Consider the following 15,163-nt stretch of genomic DNA (forward strand, 5'->3'; position numbering starts at 1 on the left):
TTCCTCAGGCCGTACGGCGCCTGCGCACCCCCGGGGACACCGCCACCCGGGCAATGGCCCAGAACAGCACCAGCACGAGCAGCGCGAGGATCGCGGTGAGGGCCGCGCCGCCCACCACCTTCTCGTAGTTGCGCTGGTAGAGGCCGTCCAGGATGTAGCGGCCGACCCCGCCGAGGCTCACATAGGCCGCGATGGTCGCCGTGGACACGATCTGGATCGCCGCCGAACGCAGACCGCTGAGGATCAGCGGCAGCGCCGCCGGCACCTCGACCTGGAACAGGACCTTCCCCTCCGGCATGCCCATTCCGCGGGCGGCGTCGACGGGGGAGGGATCCAGGGTGCGGATCGCCTCGTACGTGGTGATGAGGATCGGCGGGACCGCCAGTACCACGAGCGGGATCATCACGGGCACGATGCCGAGGCCGAGCCAGACGAACATCAGTACCAGCAGCCCGAAGGTGGGCAGCGCCCGGGCACCCGCCGACACGAAGGCCAGCGCGTTGCCGCCGCGGCCGGTGTGTCCGGTGACCAGGCCGATGGGCAGGCCGACGGCCGCGGCGATCGCGAGCGCCCCGGCGGTGTACTGGAGGTGTTCCCACACACGCTGCGGGATTCCGTCGTACCCGTGCCAGTGGGAGCCGTCGGAGAAGAAGGACTGGATGAAGTTGAGTACGTTCACGAGACGCTCTCCGGTGTGCGGGCGGCGCCCGCGATCGTGGACGTACGGCGTGCGGCCTTGCGGCCGGAGGCCGGCTGCCAGGGGGTGAGCACGCGGCGCAGCAGGACGAGCACGGCGTCGACCAGCACCGCGAGAACGGCGGTGGTGACCACCGAGTTCACGGCGAGGAGAGGGCGGTGGTAGAGCATCGCGGTGGTGAGCAGGTTGCCGAGCGCCCCCTGGTTGCCGATCAGCGAGCCGACGCTGACCAGACTGATGCTGGACGCGGTCGCCACGCGCAGTCCGGCCATGATCGCGGGTACGGCGATGGGCAGTTGGACCTGGAGGTAGCGCCGCAGCGAGCCGATGCCCATCGCCGCGGCGGCGGCGTTCGTCTCCTCGGGGACCGAGCGGACGCCGTCGACGACCGCCGGGACGAGAACCACCAGACTGTAGAGGGTCAGCGGGATCATCACGGTGGTCTTGCTCAGCCCGGTGTAGTCGATGAGCACCACGAAGAAGGCGATCGACGGGATCGCGTACAGCACCGTGGTGATCCAGAGGACCGGCGGATAGATCCAGTTGACGCGGACGCACAGCAGGCCGATCGGCAGCGCCAGCAGGAGACCCACGAGCACCGGGATCAGCGCTTCCTGCATGTGCGTGGAGATCAGGCCGAGATAGCTGCTCTGGAGGTCGCTCGGGATGTCGAAGAAGCCGTTCATCGCGCGGCCTTCACCGTGGAGACGCCCTCGGAGTCCGCGGCGCGGCGCTGCCTGGCCGCGCGGATCGCCGCGGCGACCGTCTCCTGCCCGGCGAGCCCCAGTACGCGTCCCGCCGCGTCCACGGCGACCGCCTGACCGGTGGGCGAGAGCACCGCCCGGTCCAGCGCGACCCGCAGCGAGTCCTTGCCGACCTCGAAGGCCTGCCCGTACGGCTCCAGTGCCTGGACGTCACCGGCCCACACCGTCAGGTCAGCCCAGCCGAGCGGCTTTCCGTCCGCGTCGGTGACCAGGACCGGCCCCGCGCCGCCCGACTTCCCGGCGAGCTGCTGCCAGTCGCTGCCGACCGGGAAGACCTGGGAGCGGTCGAGTTCGAGGTCGCGGGTGGACAGGAACGACAGCCCGCGGATGCCCCGGTCGCCGCCGAGGAACTCCTCCACGAACGCGTCGGCGGGCGCCGACAACAGCTCGTCGGGGGCGGCGAACTGGGCGAGCTTGCCACCGGTGCGCAGTACGGCGACACGGTCGCCGATGGTGATGGCCTCGTCCATGTCGTGGGTGACGAACACGATGGCCTTGCCCAGTTCGCCCTGGATGCGCAGCAACTCCTCCTGCAGGCCGCGGCGGACGACCGGGTCGACGGCGGAGAACGGCTCGTCCATCAGCAGGATCGGCGGGTCGGCGGCGAGTGCGCGGGCGACACCGACGCGCTGCTGCTGACCGCCCGAGAGCTGGTAGGGGTAGCGGCGGGCCATGGCCGGGTCCAGGCCCACCCGTTCCATCAGTTCCGCCGCGCGGGCGCGGGCGCGCTGCTTGGACCAGCCGAGCAGCCGCGGCACCGTGGCGATGTTGTCGAGGATGGTGCGGTGCTGGAAGAGCCCCGCGTTCTGGATGACGTAACCCATGGACTGGCGCAGGGCGTTGACCGGCTTGCGGAGGATGTCCTCGCCGTTGACGCGGATCGTGCCGCTGCTGGGCTCGATCATGCGGTTGATCATCCGCAGTGTGGTGGTCTTGCCGCACCCCGAAGGCCCGACGAGCACGGTGATCGAGTGGTTCGGTATCTGGAGGGACAGGCGATCGACGGCCACCGTGCCGTCGGCATATCGCTTGCTGACATCTTCGATGGCTATCAAGCGTCGAAACCCTTCGGGAACGGCTGTGATCGGACGTGACCGGATCACATGCACGAGGGTGCGTAGTCTAGCCAGTTGGCGTGTGTGTTCGGGCACCGCAGAGTGGCCGGTTGTGGAGGGTGCGCAGGTGGAGCCCGTCGCGTCGCACGAGCCGGTCGGGTGAGAGCGGGCGCTCCGCCGTGCGGGTGATCTCCGGGCGTGGCGGCGCTGGAGCGACGGCATCCCCGGGGAGACTGTCGCCCTCATGCCCTGCCGCCCCGGGGACAGGGCCTGTCCCCGCCACAGCCCGGAGAGACCCACTTGCGATTCCCCTTCCGCCGGGCCGCGCTGGCCGGCGCCGCCATGCTCGTCGTGTCGTCCGCCCAAGCCGCACCCGCCGCCGCGGACGACACGGTGGCCGACCCGGCCCAGTACGTGAACCCGTTTGTCGGTACCGCGCCCGGAGGAGCCGATTTCGGCCACGGCGGTGGTGCCGGAAACACCTTCCCCGGCGCGACGGCGCCGCTCGGCGGGGTGCAGTGGAGCCCGGACACGGTGACCTACCAGCACGGTGGGTACGCGTACGGGGACAATCGGATCAGAGGGTTCAGCCTCACCCACATCTCCGGGGCCGGCTGCAAGGCCTACGGCAACGTGCCCTTCATGCCGATGCTCGCCGGCGACACCAGTGGACAGGCGACCTTCTCGCACGCCAACGAGCTGGCGACACCCGGAAGCTACCGGGTCACCTTCGACAACGGCATCGGCAGCGAACTCACCGCCACCCAGCGCTCCGGCATCGCCCGCTTCACCTACCCGGCCACCGACGACCGCCCGGCCGCGCTGAGCGTCGACGCGGGCAAGGCGTTCAAGGCGGCGACCGGAACGGTCGACATCGGCACCGACACCCTGTCCGGGTTCACCGACAGCGGCGGCTTCTGCAAGTCCGCCAACCGCTACCGGCTCTACTTCCACGCCGTGTTCGACCACCCCTTCGCCCACGTCGTCCACCCCGACGGCAGACCGGGCGCCGCGCAGGTCTCCTTCGGCCCCGACGTACGCACGGTGACCGTCCGCGTCGGCGTCTCCTTCGTCAGCGTCGACGGCGCCCGGGGGAACATCGCCGCCGAGCAGCACACGAACCCGTACGACCGGATCCGGCGGGCCGCCCGCGACCGGTGGAACGACTGGCTCGGCCGCATCAGTGTCGGCGGCGGCACCGACACCCAGCGCCGGGTCTTCTACACCGCCCTGTACCACTCGCTCCTGCACCCCAGTGCCTTCAGCGACGCCGACGGCCGCTATCCCGGCATGGACGGCCGCATCCACACCACCCGCGCAGGACACGTCCAGTACGCGAACTTCTCCGGCTGGGACGTCTACCGTTCCCAGGTCCAGCTGCTCGCCCTGCTGGCCCCGCACGAAGCCTCCGACATCGCGCAGTCCGTCCTCAACCAGGGCCACCAGGCAGGCTACTTCGACCGCTGGACCCTCGCCAACGGCGGCACCGGCGTCATGGTCGGCGACCCGCTGCCCGTCATCGCCTCCGCCGTCTACGCCTTCGGCGCCACCGACTTCGACGCCCGCGGCCTGCTGCGCGCTGCCATGGCGGGCCGCGACAACGGGCGCCAGCGGCCCGGACACGCGCAGTACGACTCCCTCGGCTACATCCCCGCCGGCACCAAGGGAGTGTGGGGCCCGGCGGCCACCACCCTCGAATACGCCGTCTGTGACTACGCGTTGGCCCAGCTCGCCCACCGTCTGGGCGACACCTCCGCCTACGACACCCTGCTGAAGGCCTCCGGGAACTGGCGCAACCTGTTCAATCCTGCCACCGGCTACCTCCAGCCGCGCGCGGCCGACGGCACCTGGCCGGCTTTCACCCCCGCGCAGACGAAGGAGTACGTCGAGGGGAACGCCGCCCAGTACACCTGGATGGTCCCGCACGACCTGCCGGGCCTCTTCACCCTGATGGGCGGGAGGGCCGCCGTCACCGCCCGCCTCGACACCTTCTTCACCCAGCTCAACGCGGGCGGCACCCAGCCCTACGCCTACCTCGGCAACGAGCCGTCGTTCGACACCCCTTGGGCGTACGACTTCGCGGGCCGCCCCGACCGCGCCCGCGACACCGTGCGCCGCGCCCTGACCACCCTGTTCAGCGACCGCCCCGACGGCCTCGTCGGCAACGACGACCTCGGTGCGATGTCCTCCTGGGCCGTGTGGGCGAGCCTCGGCATGTACCCGCAAGCCGCCGGCACCGGGCAACTCGCCCTGGCCGAGCCGGCCTTTCCCCGTGTCGTCGTGCACCGCCCGGGCGGCCCCAGGATGGTGCTCGTCGCGCCCGACGCCTCCGCCACCAGCCGCGACATCCGCACGCTCATGGTCACCGCGCCGCACCGAAAGGGTTCGTGAAACCGGCGTCGAGCCGGCGGGGGTCGGGGCTGTCAGACGGCGACGACCCCGACCCCCGCCTCCGTGAACCGCCGCACGGTCTCCTCGTCCACCGCCGAGTCGGTGACCAGTGTGTCCACCGACTCGGCCGCGCAGATCCGGGCGAAGGCGCGCCGGCCCAGCTTGCTGGAGTCGGCGGCGACGATCACACGCTCGGCGCGCTCGCACAGCAGCCGGTTGATCGCCGCCTCGGCCTCGTCGTGGGCGGCCGCCCCGTGCGTCACGTCGAAGGCGACCACGCCCAGCACGGCGACGTCCATGGTGATCTGGCTGAGCACACCGTCCGCGAGCGGCCCGACCAGCTCGTACGACTGCGGGCGGGCCACCCCGCCGGTCAGCACGATCTTGAACTGGGGCCGCACGGCCAGTTCGCTCGCGATGTTGAGCGCGTTCGTCACGACGGTCAGCGCGGGCGACCCCGAGGCGAGATCGGGGCGTACCGCCAGTGCGCGGGCCACCTCGGTGGTGGTCGTGCCGCCGGTCAGGCCCACCGCCTCGCCGGGCGCGACGAGATCGGCCACCGCCTTCGCGATGCGCTGTTTCTCCGAGGCGTGCCGGGCGGTCTTGTAGCGCAACGGCAGTTCGTACGACACGCCGTGGACGACCGCGCCACCCCGGGTGCGTACGAGCATCTGCTGCTCGGCGAGCTGGTCGAAGTCGCGCCGGATCGTGGCGGGCGACACCTCCAGCTCGGCCGCGGCCTGCTCGACCTCCAGCCGGCCCCGCTCCACGAGCAGTTCCAGCAGCGCCTTCCAGCGGGCGTCGCGCGACATCCGCACACTCCGTTCCTCGATCCTTCGCGACCCTAGCGCACTCCCGGCGTACCGCATTCCCTGGCATTTCCGACCTCGAAATGCTTGATTGTGCTCGAAAGTCAGCCTTAACTTGCACTATCTTGCATGAAGGACGTCAGTAGGAGGGGTACGGCATGACCCATGTCGAGCACGAGCTGAACAGCCAGCCCGAGTGCTGGATCCGCGCCGCCGAGCAGGCCAAGGCGCACGGCGGCGCACTGCCGGAAGCGGGGGAGCGGGTCGCGATCGTGGGCTGCGGAACCTCCTTCTTCATGGCGCAGGCCGTCGCCGCGCTGCGCGAAGGGTCCGGGCAGGGCGAGACGGACGCCTTCGCCGCCTCGGAGTTCCCAGGCAGCCGCTCCTACGACCATGTGGTCGCCCTCACCCGCTCCGGCACCACCACCGAGGTGCTCGAACTCCTCGCGCGACTGCGTGGACGTACCAGGACGACCGCGATCACCGCCGACCCCGCGACCCCCGTGACGGACCTCGCGGACGAGCTCGTCGTACTCGACTTCGCGGACGAACGCTCCGTGGTGCAGACCCGGTTCGCGACCACCGCGCTCACCCTGCTCCGCGCCCACCTCGGACTGCACACCGACGCCGTCGTCGCCGACGCGCGCACCGCGCTCGCGACCCCGCTGCCCGAAGGGCTGGTCGACTGCGCGCAGTTCACCTTTCTGGGCCGCGGCTGGGCCGTCGGGCTCGCGAACGAGGCCGGGCTCAAGATGCGGGAGGCCTCCCTGTCCTGGACCGAGGCGTACCCGGCGATGGAGTACCGGCACGGGCCCATCAGCATCACCACCGCCGGCACGGCCACCTGGATGCTCGGCGAGGCCCCCGAAGGGCTGGCCGAGCAGGTACGGGCCACGGGGGGACGGTGGGTGGCGGGTGAACTCGACCCGCTCGCCGAGCTCGTCCGCGCCCAGCGGCTCGCGGTCGCCGTCGCCGCGGCCCGCGGACTCGACCCCGACCGGCCGCGCCACCTCACCCGCTCGGTCGTCCTCGCCCCGTCGGCCCGCTGAGCGGGCCGGCCGCGCAGCCAGAAGGAGGAGTTGTGCCACTCGCAGCCACCGGTGACCTGGTCACCGCCGCGGCCGGGGCGCGGACCGCCGTCGCCGCGTTCAACATCATCACCCTGGAGCATGTCGAGGCCGTCATCGCGGGCGCCGAGTCCGTGGCCGCCCCCGTCGTCCTCCAGGTCAGCGAGAACGCCGTGAAGTTCCGCTACGGACGGCTGCTGCCACTGGCCCGCGCCGCCGTCGCGGCCGCCGAACGTGCCTCGGTGCCCGTCGCGCTGCATCTCGACCACGTCGAGAGCGACGAACTGCTCCGCCAGGCGGCCGTCGCCGGATTCAGCTCGGTGATGTACGACGCGGCCCGGCTGCCGTACGAGGAGAACCTCGCCGCCACCCGGGCCGCCGCCGACTGGGCACACGCCCAAGGCCTGTGGATCGAAGCCGAGTTGGGGGCGGTGGGTGGCAAGAACGGTGAGCCGGCGCTCGACGCGCACGCGCCCGGCGCCCGCACCGACCCCGCCGAGGCCCGTGCCTTCGTGACCGACTCCGGCGTCGACGCCCTCGCCGTCGCGATCGGCAGCTCGCACGCGATGACCACCCGCACCGCCGCCCTCGACCACGACCGCCTCAAGCGGCTGGCCGCGGCGCTCGGCGTGCCGCTCGTCCTGCACGGTTCCTCCGGAGTGCCGGACGACGAACTGACCGCGGCCGTCGCGGGCGGCATCGCCAAGGTCAACGTCGGCACCGCCCTGAACATCGCGATGACCGGCGCCATCAGGGAGTTCCTCGCCGCCCACCCCGAAGCCGTCGACTCCCGCAAGTACCTCAGCGTGGGGCGGGAGGCGATGGCGGGGACGGTGGCGCGCCTGATCCGCGTACTGAGCGCCTGACCTCAGCGGCCCCCGACGTCGACCAGCTTCTCGAAGAAGAACTCGTGCTTGAGGAACGACACGTCGTACTCGCCCCCGGGATACGGCGGGATGAGTTGCGCCGCCTGGAACAGCCGCCAGCCGTCCTTCAGGGCGTCCACGCCCGACGCGTACGGCGGCTCGTCGCTGTCCCCGGTCGTGGGGGACGTGCGGCCGGTGCCGTCGTAGACCGACCAGCCCACCACCTCCGCGTCCAGGGCGGAGGTGGCCAGATAGAGGACCAGAACCTGCTGACGGACACTCATATGGCTTCCTCCTGAGGGCGGTTGGAGACCCGGGTCACCCAGTGGTCCAGATCGAAGGAGTCGTCCCCGGTGAGCGCGCGCCACAGCAGGACCCGGTGGTAGATCTCGAGGCGGCCGGTGGCGGGCTCGTACCAGGGGAACGTCGTGGAGAGTTCCTCGGCGACCAGCGGGTCGCCGAGGTCCGAGGTGTCCCACAGCCGCCGCTGCCGCACGGTCGGGTTGAAGCGGATCTTGAACATATAGCGGACCACGTCGCTGTCGTTGCGCCGCCCGCCGTGCCACAGGCCATGGTGCAGAAACACCACGGTGCCCGCCGGGCAGACCAGCCGGCTCTGCCCGCGCAGATTCTGGTAGCGCCCGGTGTCCGACTCGTTGGTGCGCCGCAGATGGCTGCCCGGCACGCTGAGCGTGCCGCCCATGCCGAGGGTGACGTCCTGCGGGTAGTACATCAGCTGCACGTCGAAGGCGTCGGTGCGCACATCGATGATCGCGTCACCGTGCAGCGGCTGCGCCCGGCCCTCGTGCGGTTCGCGGATGTGGACGTAGTGGTGGTCGACGGCGGGGCCGGGTCCGACGAGGCTCCGCAGGGCCCCGGCCACGGCGGGGAGTTCCAGCAGCCGACGGACGAAGGAACCCGCCGGGTAGGCGGCCGGCACGGAGCTGCCGTAGGGCACCTCGGGCACGCCCGCGCGCAGCACCTCGATGCCCTCGGCGTTCATCCGCGGCGGCACCGCGGCGTCCAGCCGCAGCGAGCCGTGGGCCACGAAGTGCGCCATCCGGACCGAACTCAGGAGTGGGGTGTCCGTGGTGTGCTCCAGCGTGTTGGTCATGCGACTCAACGTAGGGTCGGCGTCGCCGGCGGCGCGTTGGCGCGGCTCACCACTGCTGGTAGTTTTTCACCATGCGGGAGACGGAACTGCACCTCGGCGAGCCGCCCGCCGTCGTCAACATCGGCGTCGGCGTGCACGGCGTGGCGAGCCGCACGGACGTCTTCCGGCTGCCGGAGCTGTGGCAACTGCACCTCTACCAGTACGACGCCGAGCTGACCGTCGACGGCACCGCGCACACCATCCGCCCCGGCCGCGTGAGCCTCGTACCGCCCGGCACCACGGTCCGCTACCGCTACCAGGGCCGCTCCGAACATCTCTACGCCCATCTGCGCATCGCCCCCGCCGGACCGCCCCGCACCGTCCCCGTGATGCAGGACGCGGGACCCGAATTCCCCATCCTCTCCAGCCTGTTGCTGAACGCGATCGCGGCGGCCCCCGGGGCACCCGAGCACACCCGGGCCGAGATCTGGACCGCGCTGTGGCGTATCGCCCGGCTCACCCCGCCCACCGCCACGAGCCGCGGCCCGCACCCGGCGGTCGGCACGGCCATCGCCCATATCGAGGCCCGGCTGGCGGCGCCGCTCACCATCCCGGAGATCGCCCGCGCCGCCGGGATCTCCCACAACCACCTCACCCGGCTCTTCCGCGCCGAGACGGGCACCACGGTCGTGGCCTACATCCGCCACCGCAGACTTCAGCGCGCCCACCATCTGCTGCGGGCCTCGACGCTCTCCATCCCGGCGGTCGCCGCCTCCGTCGGCATCCCCGACCTCCAGGCCTTCAACAAGGCGTGCCGCCGCGAACTCGGCGCCTCGCCCCGCGTGCTGCGCGGGGCTACTTCTTGACGGCCCTCAGGACGACGAACTTCGCGTCGCTCGCGACGAGTTCGCTGTTGCCGAAGAGGCGGCGCAGCTTCAGGTGGTAGCCGAGATGGCGGTTCCCGATGACCCACAGCTCGCCGCCCGGCCGCAGCGCGCGCCGCGCCCCCGAGAACATCCGCCAGGCCGTGGTGTCCGTCGTCGCCTGGTGCGAGTGGAACGGCGGATTGTTCAGGACGAGGTCCACGCTCCCCGCGGGGACGTCCGCGAGTCCGTCGCCCACGCGGAACTCCGCGCCCCTGCCGTCGGTATTCTCCCGGTACGTCTCCTCGGCCGAGGCGACCGCCTGGTACGACTCGTCCACGAACAGCACCTCCGCCTCCGGGTTGGCCAGCGCCATCGCCGTACCGACGACTCCGTTGCCGCAGCCCAGGTCCACGATCCGCTCGGGGCCCCGGCTGCGCGGCAGGTGCTGGAGGAGGAAGCGGGTGCCGATGTCGAGACGGTCGGCGCAGAACACGCCGGCGTGGTTGACGACGGTACGGCCGGAAACCGGTCCGATGTCGTCGGGGAGCCGGTAGCTGTACGGCCAGGGGTTGGCGGCGCGGGCGATCCCGGGGTACGGGGTGCAGAAGATCAGCCGGGCCTTCTTCTCGGCCAGCGAGGTCCGGGTCGGGCCGAGGATCCGCTCGAAGAGGTGCAGCGTCGAGGTGTGGATCTCCTTGACCATGCCCGTGCCCACGACGACGGTCCCCTCGTGCACGCCGGGCGCCAGCCGGTGCAGCTGGTCCTCCAGCAGGGCGAGGCTCCTCGGCACCCGGATGAGCAGCACGTCGATGCGGTCGGGGGGCGGGTCCTGGGTGGTCAGCAGCCGTACCGCGGCCGTCTCGACCCCGTTGCGGGCCAGGTTCGCCCGGGTCGCCTCCTGCGCGAGGAAGGAGTCGGTGATCTGCGTCGGCCGGTGCGCCGACAGCGCCGTGGCGAGCGCTCCCCAGCGGTCGCCGACCACCACGACCGACCCGGACAGCGGCGTTCCGCTCTCCGCGAGGTGCCGCAGCAGATAGGTGTCGGCGGCGTCCCAGGCACGGAGCTGGTCGCGGGGGTCCTCGGGGAAGCGGGCCAGCGCGTACTCGGCCCAGGGCGCGGTCATCCGGTCGTTCATCGTGGGTCAAGGCTAGCCGAGCCGCAGCTCAGCCAGGTCCGGGCCGGGTCTTGAGCAGGCGCGGGCACGGGACGGGCGGGGTGCGCGAGGATGGTGGCATGTCCATGGATGAGGAGCTGTTCCCCCGGAGCCGGGCGGAGATCGCGCCGGGCGCGGTGCATCTGCCGGACTGGCTGGACCCGGTTGCCCAGCGGGAGCTTCTCGATGCCTGCCGTGCGTGGGCCCGCCCACCGGCCGGGCTGCGTACGGTGCGCACACCCGGCGGCGGCACGATGACCTCACGGCAGGTGTGCCTGGGCTGGCACTGGTACCCGTACCGGTACGCGCGCACGGTCGCCGACGGTGACGGCACCCCGGTGAAGCCCTTCCCCGCCTGGCTGGACGAGCTCGGCCGCCGCGCGGTCGCGGACACCCTGGGCCCCGAGGCCGCCACCGCCCCGTACGACATCGCACTGATCAACTTCTACGACGCCGACGCCCGTATGGGCATGCACCGCGACAGCGACGAGAAGTCCGACGCGCCGGTGGTGTCGCTGAGCCTCGGCGACACCTGCGTCTTCCGCTTCGGGAACACCGAGTCGCGCTCGCGCCCGTACACGGATGTCGAACTGCGCAACGGGGACCTGTTCGTGTTCGGCGGCGCCTCCCGGCTCGCCTACCACGGGGTTCCCCGAGTGCACGCCGATACGGCGCCGCCCGAACTGGGCCTGACCGGCCGTCTGAACGTGACGCTACGGGTGAGTGGCTTCCAGGTGCCTTCGGGCGGGGCACCGTACGAGCGGATCATGGGAGACTCGCCCTCATGAACGGCAAGGCGGGCCCCCGGACGGCGGGGGAAGGGAACACGCGGACACGGCTGGACCGGGGGCGCGGGGCGCTCGGACCCGCGCTGGAACTCGTGCACACCGGACGTGCGCCGACGCGTGCCGTACTCACCGCCGAGCTGGGCGTCACCCGGGCGACCGCGGGCGCGGTGGCCGCGGAGCTGGAGGCGCTGGGGCTGATCCGGGTCGATGCGCGGCCCGGCGCGGCGGCTGGTTCGCAGGGACGGCCCTCGCACCGCCTGGAGGTCGCCGAGGACGGTCCTGTCGCGCTGGCCGCACAGGTGCACGCCGACGGGTTCCGCGCCGCACTGGTCGGGCTCGGCGGCCGGATCGTCGCCACCGCGCCCAGCTGCGAGACCGTCGACGCCGACCCCGCGAAGGTGCTGGGCGCCGTCGTCGAGACCGGCGCGGAGCTGCTCCGCGAGACCGGGCGGCGCTGCGTGGGCGCCGGGCTCGCCGTACCGTCCGCCGTCGCCGAGCCGGACGGGCTCGCCCTCAACCCCCTCCATCTCGCCTGGCCCGCGGGCGCCCCTGTCCGCCGGATCTTCGCCGAACGGGTGCGCGCGGCGGGCATAGAGGGCCCGGCGTTCGCCGCGAACGACATCAACCTCGCCGCCCTCGCCGAGCATCGCCACGGCGCCGGGCGCGGCGCCCGCGACCTGCTGTGCGTGGCCACCGGGCACCGGGGCGTCGGCGGCGCGCTCGTACTCGACGGGAGGCTGCACACGGGCAGCTCGGGTCTGGCTCTCGAAGTCGGCCACCTCACCGTCAACCCCGAGGGCCGCCCCTGCTACTGCGGCAGTCGTGGCTGCCTCGACGTCGAGGCGGACCCTCTGGCGTTCCTCACGGCGGCGGGCCGCGACCCCGGCCCCGAGGTGTCCCTGCTCCAGCAGGCCAACGACCTGATCCGCACCCGGTACCACCAGGACCCCTCCGTCCGTACGGCCACCGAGGCGCTGATCGACCGGCTCGGCCTCGGCCTCGCCGGACTGGTCAACATCCTCAACCCCGACCGGATCATCCTCGGCGGCCTGCACCGCACCCTCCTCGACGCCGACCCCGACCGCCTGCGCGCCGTCGTCGCCGACCGCAGCCTGTGGGGCCAGAGCGGCGGCGTACCGATCCTCGCCTGCACCCTGGATCACAACACCCTGGTAGGTGCGGCGGAGTTGGCCTGGCAGCCGGTCCTGGACGACCCACCGGCGGCACTGGCTCGCACCTGAGGTCGCACCTGAGGCCGGACTTGAGGCCGGACTTGAGGCCGGACCTGATACGAGGCCGTCGAGGCGGTGGCGGCCCTCTCACGTCCTTGGTGTGCTCAGGCGCCACATGGCCTAGGCGGCGTCCGGCAGCCGGGGTGGACGGGGTGGTGTACCGCGCCACTCCACGGCGAGCGCACGGGCGGGGTTCTCCGTGAAGACGCGCTCCACGAGTTCCGCACCCAGAGCCAGTGCGAGCCGTGGGCGCACCCGGCGCAGCAGATACGGCATCCCGGGGCCGCCGTTGACCGAGCGCGCCGTAGCGGTCGTCGTGTCGGCGCCGAGGAGCAGGCGGTGGCCGAAACCGGCGTCGGCCAGCGCGCGTACGGCGTCGGGCATGCGCCAGTCGGTGGCGTGGTTCGCGCGGGAAGGGCCGTCGAAGGCGAGGTAGACGCCCGCCTCGGCGGCCTGGCGCTGCACCACGAGGTCCGGGGAGCGGTTGAGGTGGCCCAGGATCACCCGGTGCGGCGGCACCTCCAACTCGCCGCACAGCAGGTCGAGTACGTCGAGCGCGGCCGTGCCCAGCTCCAGGTGCATGGCGATCGGCGCGCCCGTGGCGTGGTGCGCCTCGGCCGCCGACGTCATCGTCCAGCGGGCGTGCGCGTCGAGCGCGTGGAAGCCGCCCGCGACCTTGACGAGTCCGGCCCGGACCCCGGACGTGCCGATGCCCGAGGTGAGCTCGGAGACGAAGACGTCGGTCAGCCTGCCGCGCAGTTCGGAGAGTGACTCCGGTGTGTAGTGGACCGCTTGGTGCAGGCCCGTAGCGGCGACCACATGGACGCCGGTGTCACGGGAGAGCAGCGGCAGGTCCGCGGCGCGCCGGCCCAGCCCGTACGGCGTCCACTGCACCACGCTCCCGCCGCCCTGCTCGCGGAACGCGGCCAGTTCGGCCCGCGCGGCGGACGCGTCGCGCAGTTCCTGGCCGGGGAGTGCGGGACTGCCGAAGAACAGGTGGTCATGGGCGTCGCACACCCCCAGGCGCTCGGGCGGCACGTCCCCGAGGACCGTACGGACCCTCGCGGGGACGGCGCCACCGAGGCTCGTGGGGGCAGGGCTCACCACTGCCGGCCCCGGGGCAGCGAGTCGCGCCCGGGCGCCGACACATGCAGCACCTGGAAGACCTCGCCGGGTGCCTTGGGCGTGTCGTGGTCCCAGAGGGAGAAGTGGACCAGCTCCCAGTGGCGCGGGTCGACGGCGGCGGCCGCGCACACCGCGCCGTCGAGCGAGGCCAGCCGCTCCGCCTCCGCGGCGGCCTCCGCCATCACCTCGGCCAGGTCGGCGCCCTCCGGTACGGGCTGCCGTCGCCGCACCGCGACCCGGGCCGGTACACCGGCGGCGCCGCCCTCCTCGTACGCGAGGCCCGTCCAGTTCTGCACCACCGGCCGCCCGAAGTCATTGACGAGCCCCTGGAAGGCACCGCCCCACAGGAAGGAGTTCATGCCTTCGACGGTGTTCCAGAGGTAGAAGGGCGCGTACTGGTTGACCGGCGAGCCGTGCACCCCGCGCTCACGCATCAGATACGTCTTGAAACCGAGCCCCTCCCAGTCGTCGAGGAGGTGCCCGATGCGGGAGACCCGGGCGCGGATGATCCCCATGTCGTAGTCGGCGGGGAACGTCAGTTCGTACTGCATCGCGTGCATCGCATGCCTCCTTGAGGGGCCTTCAGTCCTTCAGTCCTTCAGCCGAGGTCCCGACGGGTGGGGGAGAGCAGGGCGAGCAGTCCGCGGACGGCCGTGTCGAAGGCGGCCGGGGAGCCGGAGGCGCGCGCGAGCACATAGCCCCCCTGGATGGTCGCGAGGATCGTCGCGGCGATCTCCTCGGCGTCCAGTGATGGCGCGAACTGCCCCTGTTCCTTGCCCTCTTCGACGATCTGGGCCAGTCGTTCGCGCAGCCAGTCGATCGTCTCGTCGACGGGGGCGCGCAGCTCCGCGCTGGCGATCACGTCCGGGTCCATCGTCAGCCGACCGACCGGACAGCCGCGCAGGACGTCTCGCTCCCGGCGCAGATACGCCTCGACGCGCTCGTACGGCGAACCGGGCGTGCTCAGTACGTCCTCGGCGGTAGCCCGCAGTTCCTCGGCGGTGCGTCGGATCGCGGCGAGGGCGAGATCGGGCTTGCCCTTGAAGTGGTGGTACATGCTGCCCTGTCCGGCGCCCGCGTGCTCCTGGATCGCCTTGGGACTGGTGCCCACGTAACCGCGCTCCCACAACAGCTCGCGCGTGGACTCGATCAGCCGCTCCGGAGTGCTCATGAACTCACTGTACATACTAGTAGGTACAGAGTCGAGGACAGGAGGAGCGGGCCGAGGAAGCAGGCGGTGACGCCCCGCGTACTCCC

Annotated in this window: 16 protein-coding genes; 6 read left to right on the top strand and 10 right to left on the bottom strand. The window is 72.0% G+C overall.

Annotated elements, in window-relative coordinates:
- Window positions 1–4: 4 nt before the first annotated feature.
- The 3 genes from ACFVWD_RS05470 to ACFVWD_RS05480 are packed head-to-tail and all read right to left on the bottom strand — an operon-like array spanning window position 5 to window position 2,516.
- Window positions 5–679 (bottom strand): ABC transporter permease, encoded by a 675-nt coding sequence (locus tag ACFVWD_RS05470; protein ID WP_075025595.1) that lies wholly within the window; start codon window positions 677–679, stop codon window positions 5–7.
- Window positions 676–1,383, bottom strand: a complete 708-nt coding sequence (locus ACFVWD_RS05475) for an ABC transporter permease (RefSeq protein WP_389594087.1) — start codon at window positions 1,381–1,383, stop codon at window positions 676–678. Before ACFVWD_RS05475 ends, ACFVWD_RS05470 begins: the two co-directional genes overlap by 4 nt.
- Window positions 1,380–2,516 (bottom strand): ABC transporter ATP-binding protein, encoded by a 1,137-nt coding sequence (locus ACFVWD_RS05480; protein WP_389594088.1) that lies wholly within the window; start codon window positions 2,514–2,516, stop codon window positions 1,380–1,382. Before ACFVWD_RS05480 ends, ACFVWD_RS05475 begins: the two co-directional genes overlap by 4 nt.
- Before the next feature lie 300 nt (window positions 2,517–2,816).
- Between ACFVWD_RS05480 and ACFVWD_RS05485 the strand changes: the two genes are divergently transcribed.
- Window positions 2,817–4,907, top strand: a complete 2,091-nt coding sequence (locus ACFVWD_RS05485) for a GH92 family glycosyl hydrolase (protein WP_389594089.1) — start codon at window positions 2,817–2,819, stop codon at window positions 4,905–4,907.
- A 32-nt stretch (window positions 4,908–4,939) separates the two neighbouring features.
- Here ACFVWD_RS05485 and ACFVWD_RS05490 read toward each other — a convergent pair whose 3' ends face one another.
- Window positions 4,940–5,719, bottom strand: coding sequence for a DeoR/GlpR family DNA-binding transcription regulator (locus ACFVWD_RS05490; protein ID WP_389594090.1), 780 nt, complete (start codon window positions 5,717–5,719; stop codon window positions 4,940–4,942).
- A 155-nt stretch (window positions 5,720–5,874) separates the two neighbouring features.
- Here ACFVWD_RS05490 and ACFVWD_RS05495 point away from each other — a divergent pair, with 155 nt between their 5' ends.
- Together ACFVWD_RS05495 and ACFVWD_RS05500 are read left to right on the top strand one after the other, a co-directional pair.
- On the top strand, window positions 5,875–6,765 hold the full coding sequence (locus ACFVWD_RS05495) for an SIS domain-containing protein (RefSeq protein WP_389594091.1): 891 nt from the start codon (window positions 5,875–5,877) through the stop codon (window positions 6,763–6,765).
- 32 nt (window positions 6,766–6,797) lie between these two features.
- Window positions 6,798–7,649, top strand: coding sequence for a ketose-bisphosphate aldolase (locus ACFVWD_RS05500; protein ID WP_389594092.1), 852 nt, complete (start codon window positions 6,798–6,800; stop codon window positions 7,647–7,649).
- A gap of 2 nt (window positions 7,650–7,651) precedes the next feature.
- Here the strand turns inward: ACFVWD_RS05500 and ACFVWD_RS05505 are convergent, their stop codons facing one another.
- Both ACFVWD_RS05505 and ACFVWD_RS05510 read right to left on the bottom strand, forming a co-directional pair.
- Window positions 7,652–7,933 carry a hypothetical protein gene (locus ACFVWD_RS05505; RefSeq protein WP_389594093.1) on the bottom strand — a complete coding sequence of 94 codons (282 nt, stop codon included), beginning with the start codon at window positions 7,931–7,933 and terminating at the stop codon, window positions 7,652–7,654.
- Complete coding sequence (locus tag ACFVWD_RS05510; protein WP_389594094.1) at window positions 7,930–8,763, bottom strand: phytanoyl-CoA dioxygenase family protein; 834 nt, start codon at window positions 8,761–8,763, stop codon at window positions 7,930–7,932. Before ACFVWD_RS05510 ends, ACFVWD_RS05505 begins: the two co-directional genes overlap by 4 nt.
- A 71-nt stretch (window positions 8,764–8,834) precedes the next feature.
- Here ACFVWD_RS05510 and ACFVWD_RS05515 point away from each other — a divergent pair, with 71 nt between their 5' ends.
- Complete coding sequence (locus ACFVWD_RS05515; RefSeq protein WP_389594095.1) at window positions 8,835–9,608, top strand: helix-turn-helix domain-containing protein; 774 nt, start codon at window positions 8,835–8,837, stop codon at window positions 9,606–9,608.
- On the opposite strand, the gene ACFVWD_RS05520 is transcribed toward ACFVWD_RS05515, so the two are convergent.
- Window positions 9,598–10,743, bottom strand: a complete 1,146-nt coding sequence (locus ACFVWD_RS05520) for a methyltransferase (protein ID WP_389594096.1) — start codon at window positions 10,741–10,743, stop codon at window positions 9,598–9,600. The two genes, ACFVWD_RS05515 and ACFVWD_RS05520, sit on opposite strands and share 11 nt — an antisense overlap.
- Window positions 10,744–10,847: 104 nt before the next feature.
- Here ACFVWD_RS05520 and ACFVWD_RS05525 point away from each other — a divergent pair, with 104 nt between their 5' ends.
- Both ACFVWD_RS05525 and ACFVWD_RS05530 read left to right on the top strand, forming a co-directional pair.
- Window positions 10,848–11,549, top strand: a complete 702-nt coding sequence (locus ACFVWD_RS05525; RefSeq protein ID WP_389594230.1) for an alpha-ketoglutarate-dependent dioxygenase AlkB family protein — start codon at window positions 10,848–10,850, stop codon at window positions 11,547–11,549.
- The gene (locus tag ACFVWD_RS05530) at window positions 11,546–12,790 is read left to right on the top strand and encodes an ROK family protein (RefSeq protein WP_389594097.1); all 1,245 of its coding nucleotides are present in this window, start codon (window positions 11,546–11,548) and stop codon (window positions 12,788–12,790) included. Before ACFVWD_RS05525 ends, ACFVWD_RS05530 begins: the two co-directional genes overlap by 4 nt.
- 111 nt (window positions 12,791–12,901) lie before the next feature.
- Here ACFVWD_RS05530 and ACFVWD_RS05535 read toward each other — a convergent pair whose 3' ends face one another.
- The 3 genes from ACFVWD_RS05535 to ACFVWD_RS05545 form a co-directional block, all read right to left on the bottom strand.
- The gene (locus tag ACFVWD_RS05535; RefSeq protein WP_389594098.1) at window positions 12,902–13,819 is read right to left on the bottom strand and encodes a phosphotriesterase; all 918 of its coding nucleotides are present in this window, start codon (window positions 13,817–13,819) and stop codon (window positions 12,902–12,904) included.
- A gap of 62 nt (window positions 13,820–13,881) precedes the next feature.
- Window positions 13,882–14,466 carry a DUF4865 family protein gene (locus ACFVWD_RS05540; RefSeq protein ID WP_389594099.1) on the bottom strand — a complete coding sequence of 195 codons (585 nt, stop codon included), beginning with the start codon at window positions 14,464–14,466 and terminating at the stop codon, window positions 13,882–13,884.
- Between the two features lie 38 nt (window positions 14,467–14,504).
- Window positions 14,505–15,092: a TetR/AcrR family transcriptional regulator gene (locus ACFVWD_RS05545; RefSeq protein ID WP_168489583.1), complete on the bottom strand. Its 588-nt coding sequence runs from the start codon at window positions 15,090–15,092 to the stop codon at window positions 14,505–14,507.
- Between the last annotated feature and the right edge of the window lie 71 nt (window positions 15,093–15,163).

Source organism: Streptomyces sp. NPDC058086 (genome assembly GCF_042885015.1).
Lineage (GTDB): Bacteria > Actinomycetota > Actinomycetes > Streptomycetales > Streptomycetaceae > Streptomyces.

Bases quoted from the DNA above. Each gene is read 5' to 3' on its own strand.
- ACFVWD_RS05475 (WP_389594087.1), bottom strand. From the start codon at position 1,383: ATGAACGGCTTCTTCGACATCCCGAGCGACCTCCAGAGCAGCTATCTC.
- ACFVWD_RS05490 (WP_389594090.1), bottom strand. From the start codon at position 5,719: ATGTCGCGCGACGCCCGCTGGAAGGCGCTGCTGGAACTGCTCGTGGAG.
- ACFVWD_RS05495 (WP_389594091.1), top strand. From the start codon at position 5,875: ATGACCCATGTCGAGCACGAGCTGAACAGCCAGCCCGAGTGCTGGATC.
- ACFVWD_RS05505 (WP_389594093.1), bottom strand. From the start codon at position 7,933: ATGAGTGTCCGTCAGCAGGTTCTGGTCCTCTATCTGGCCACCTCCGCC.
- ACFVWD_RS05510 (WP_389594094.1), bottom strand. From the start codon at position 8,763: ATGACCAACACGCTGGAGCACACCACGGACACCCCACTCCTGAGTTCG.
- ACFVWD_RS05515 (WP_389594095.1), top strand. From the start codon at position 8,835: ATGCGGGAGACGGAACTGCACCTCGGCGAGCCGCCCGCCGTCGTCAAC.
- ACFVWD_RS05520 (WP_389594096.1), bottom strand. From the start codon at position 10,743: ATGAACGACCGGATGACCGCGCCCTGGGCCGAGTACGCGCTGGCCCGC.
- ACFVWD_RS05525 (WP_389594230.1), top strand. From the start codon at position 10,848: ATGGATGAGGAGCTGTTCCCCCGGAGCCGGGCGGAGATCGCGCCGGGC.
- ACFVWD_RS05530 (WP_389594097.1), top strand. From the start codon at position 11,546: ATGAACGGCAAGGCGGGCCCCCGGACGGCGGGGGAAGGGAACACGCGG.
- ACFVWD_RS05540 (WP_389594099.1), bottom strand. From the start codon at position 14,466: ATGCACGCGATGCAGTACGAACTGACGTTCCCCGCCGACTACGACATG.
- ACFVWD_RS05545 (WP_168489583.1), bottom strand. From the start codon at position 15,092: ATGTACAGTGAGTTCATGAGCACTCCGGAGCGGCTGATCGAGTCCACG.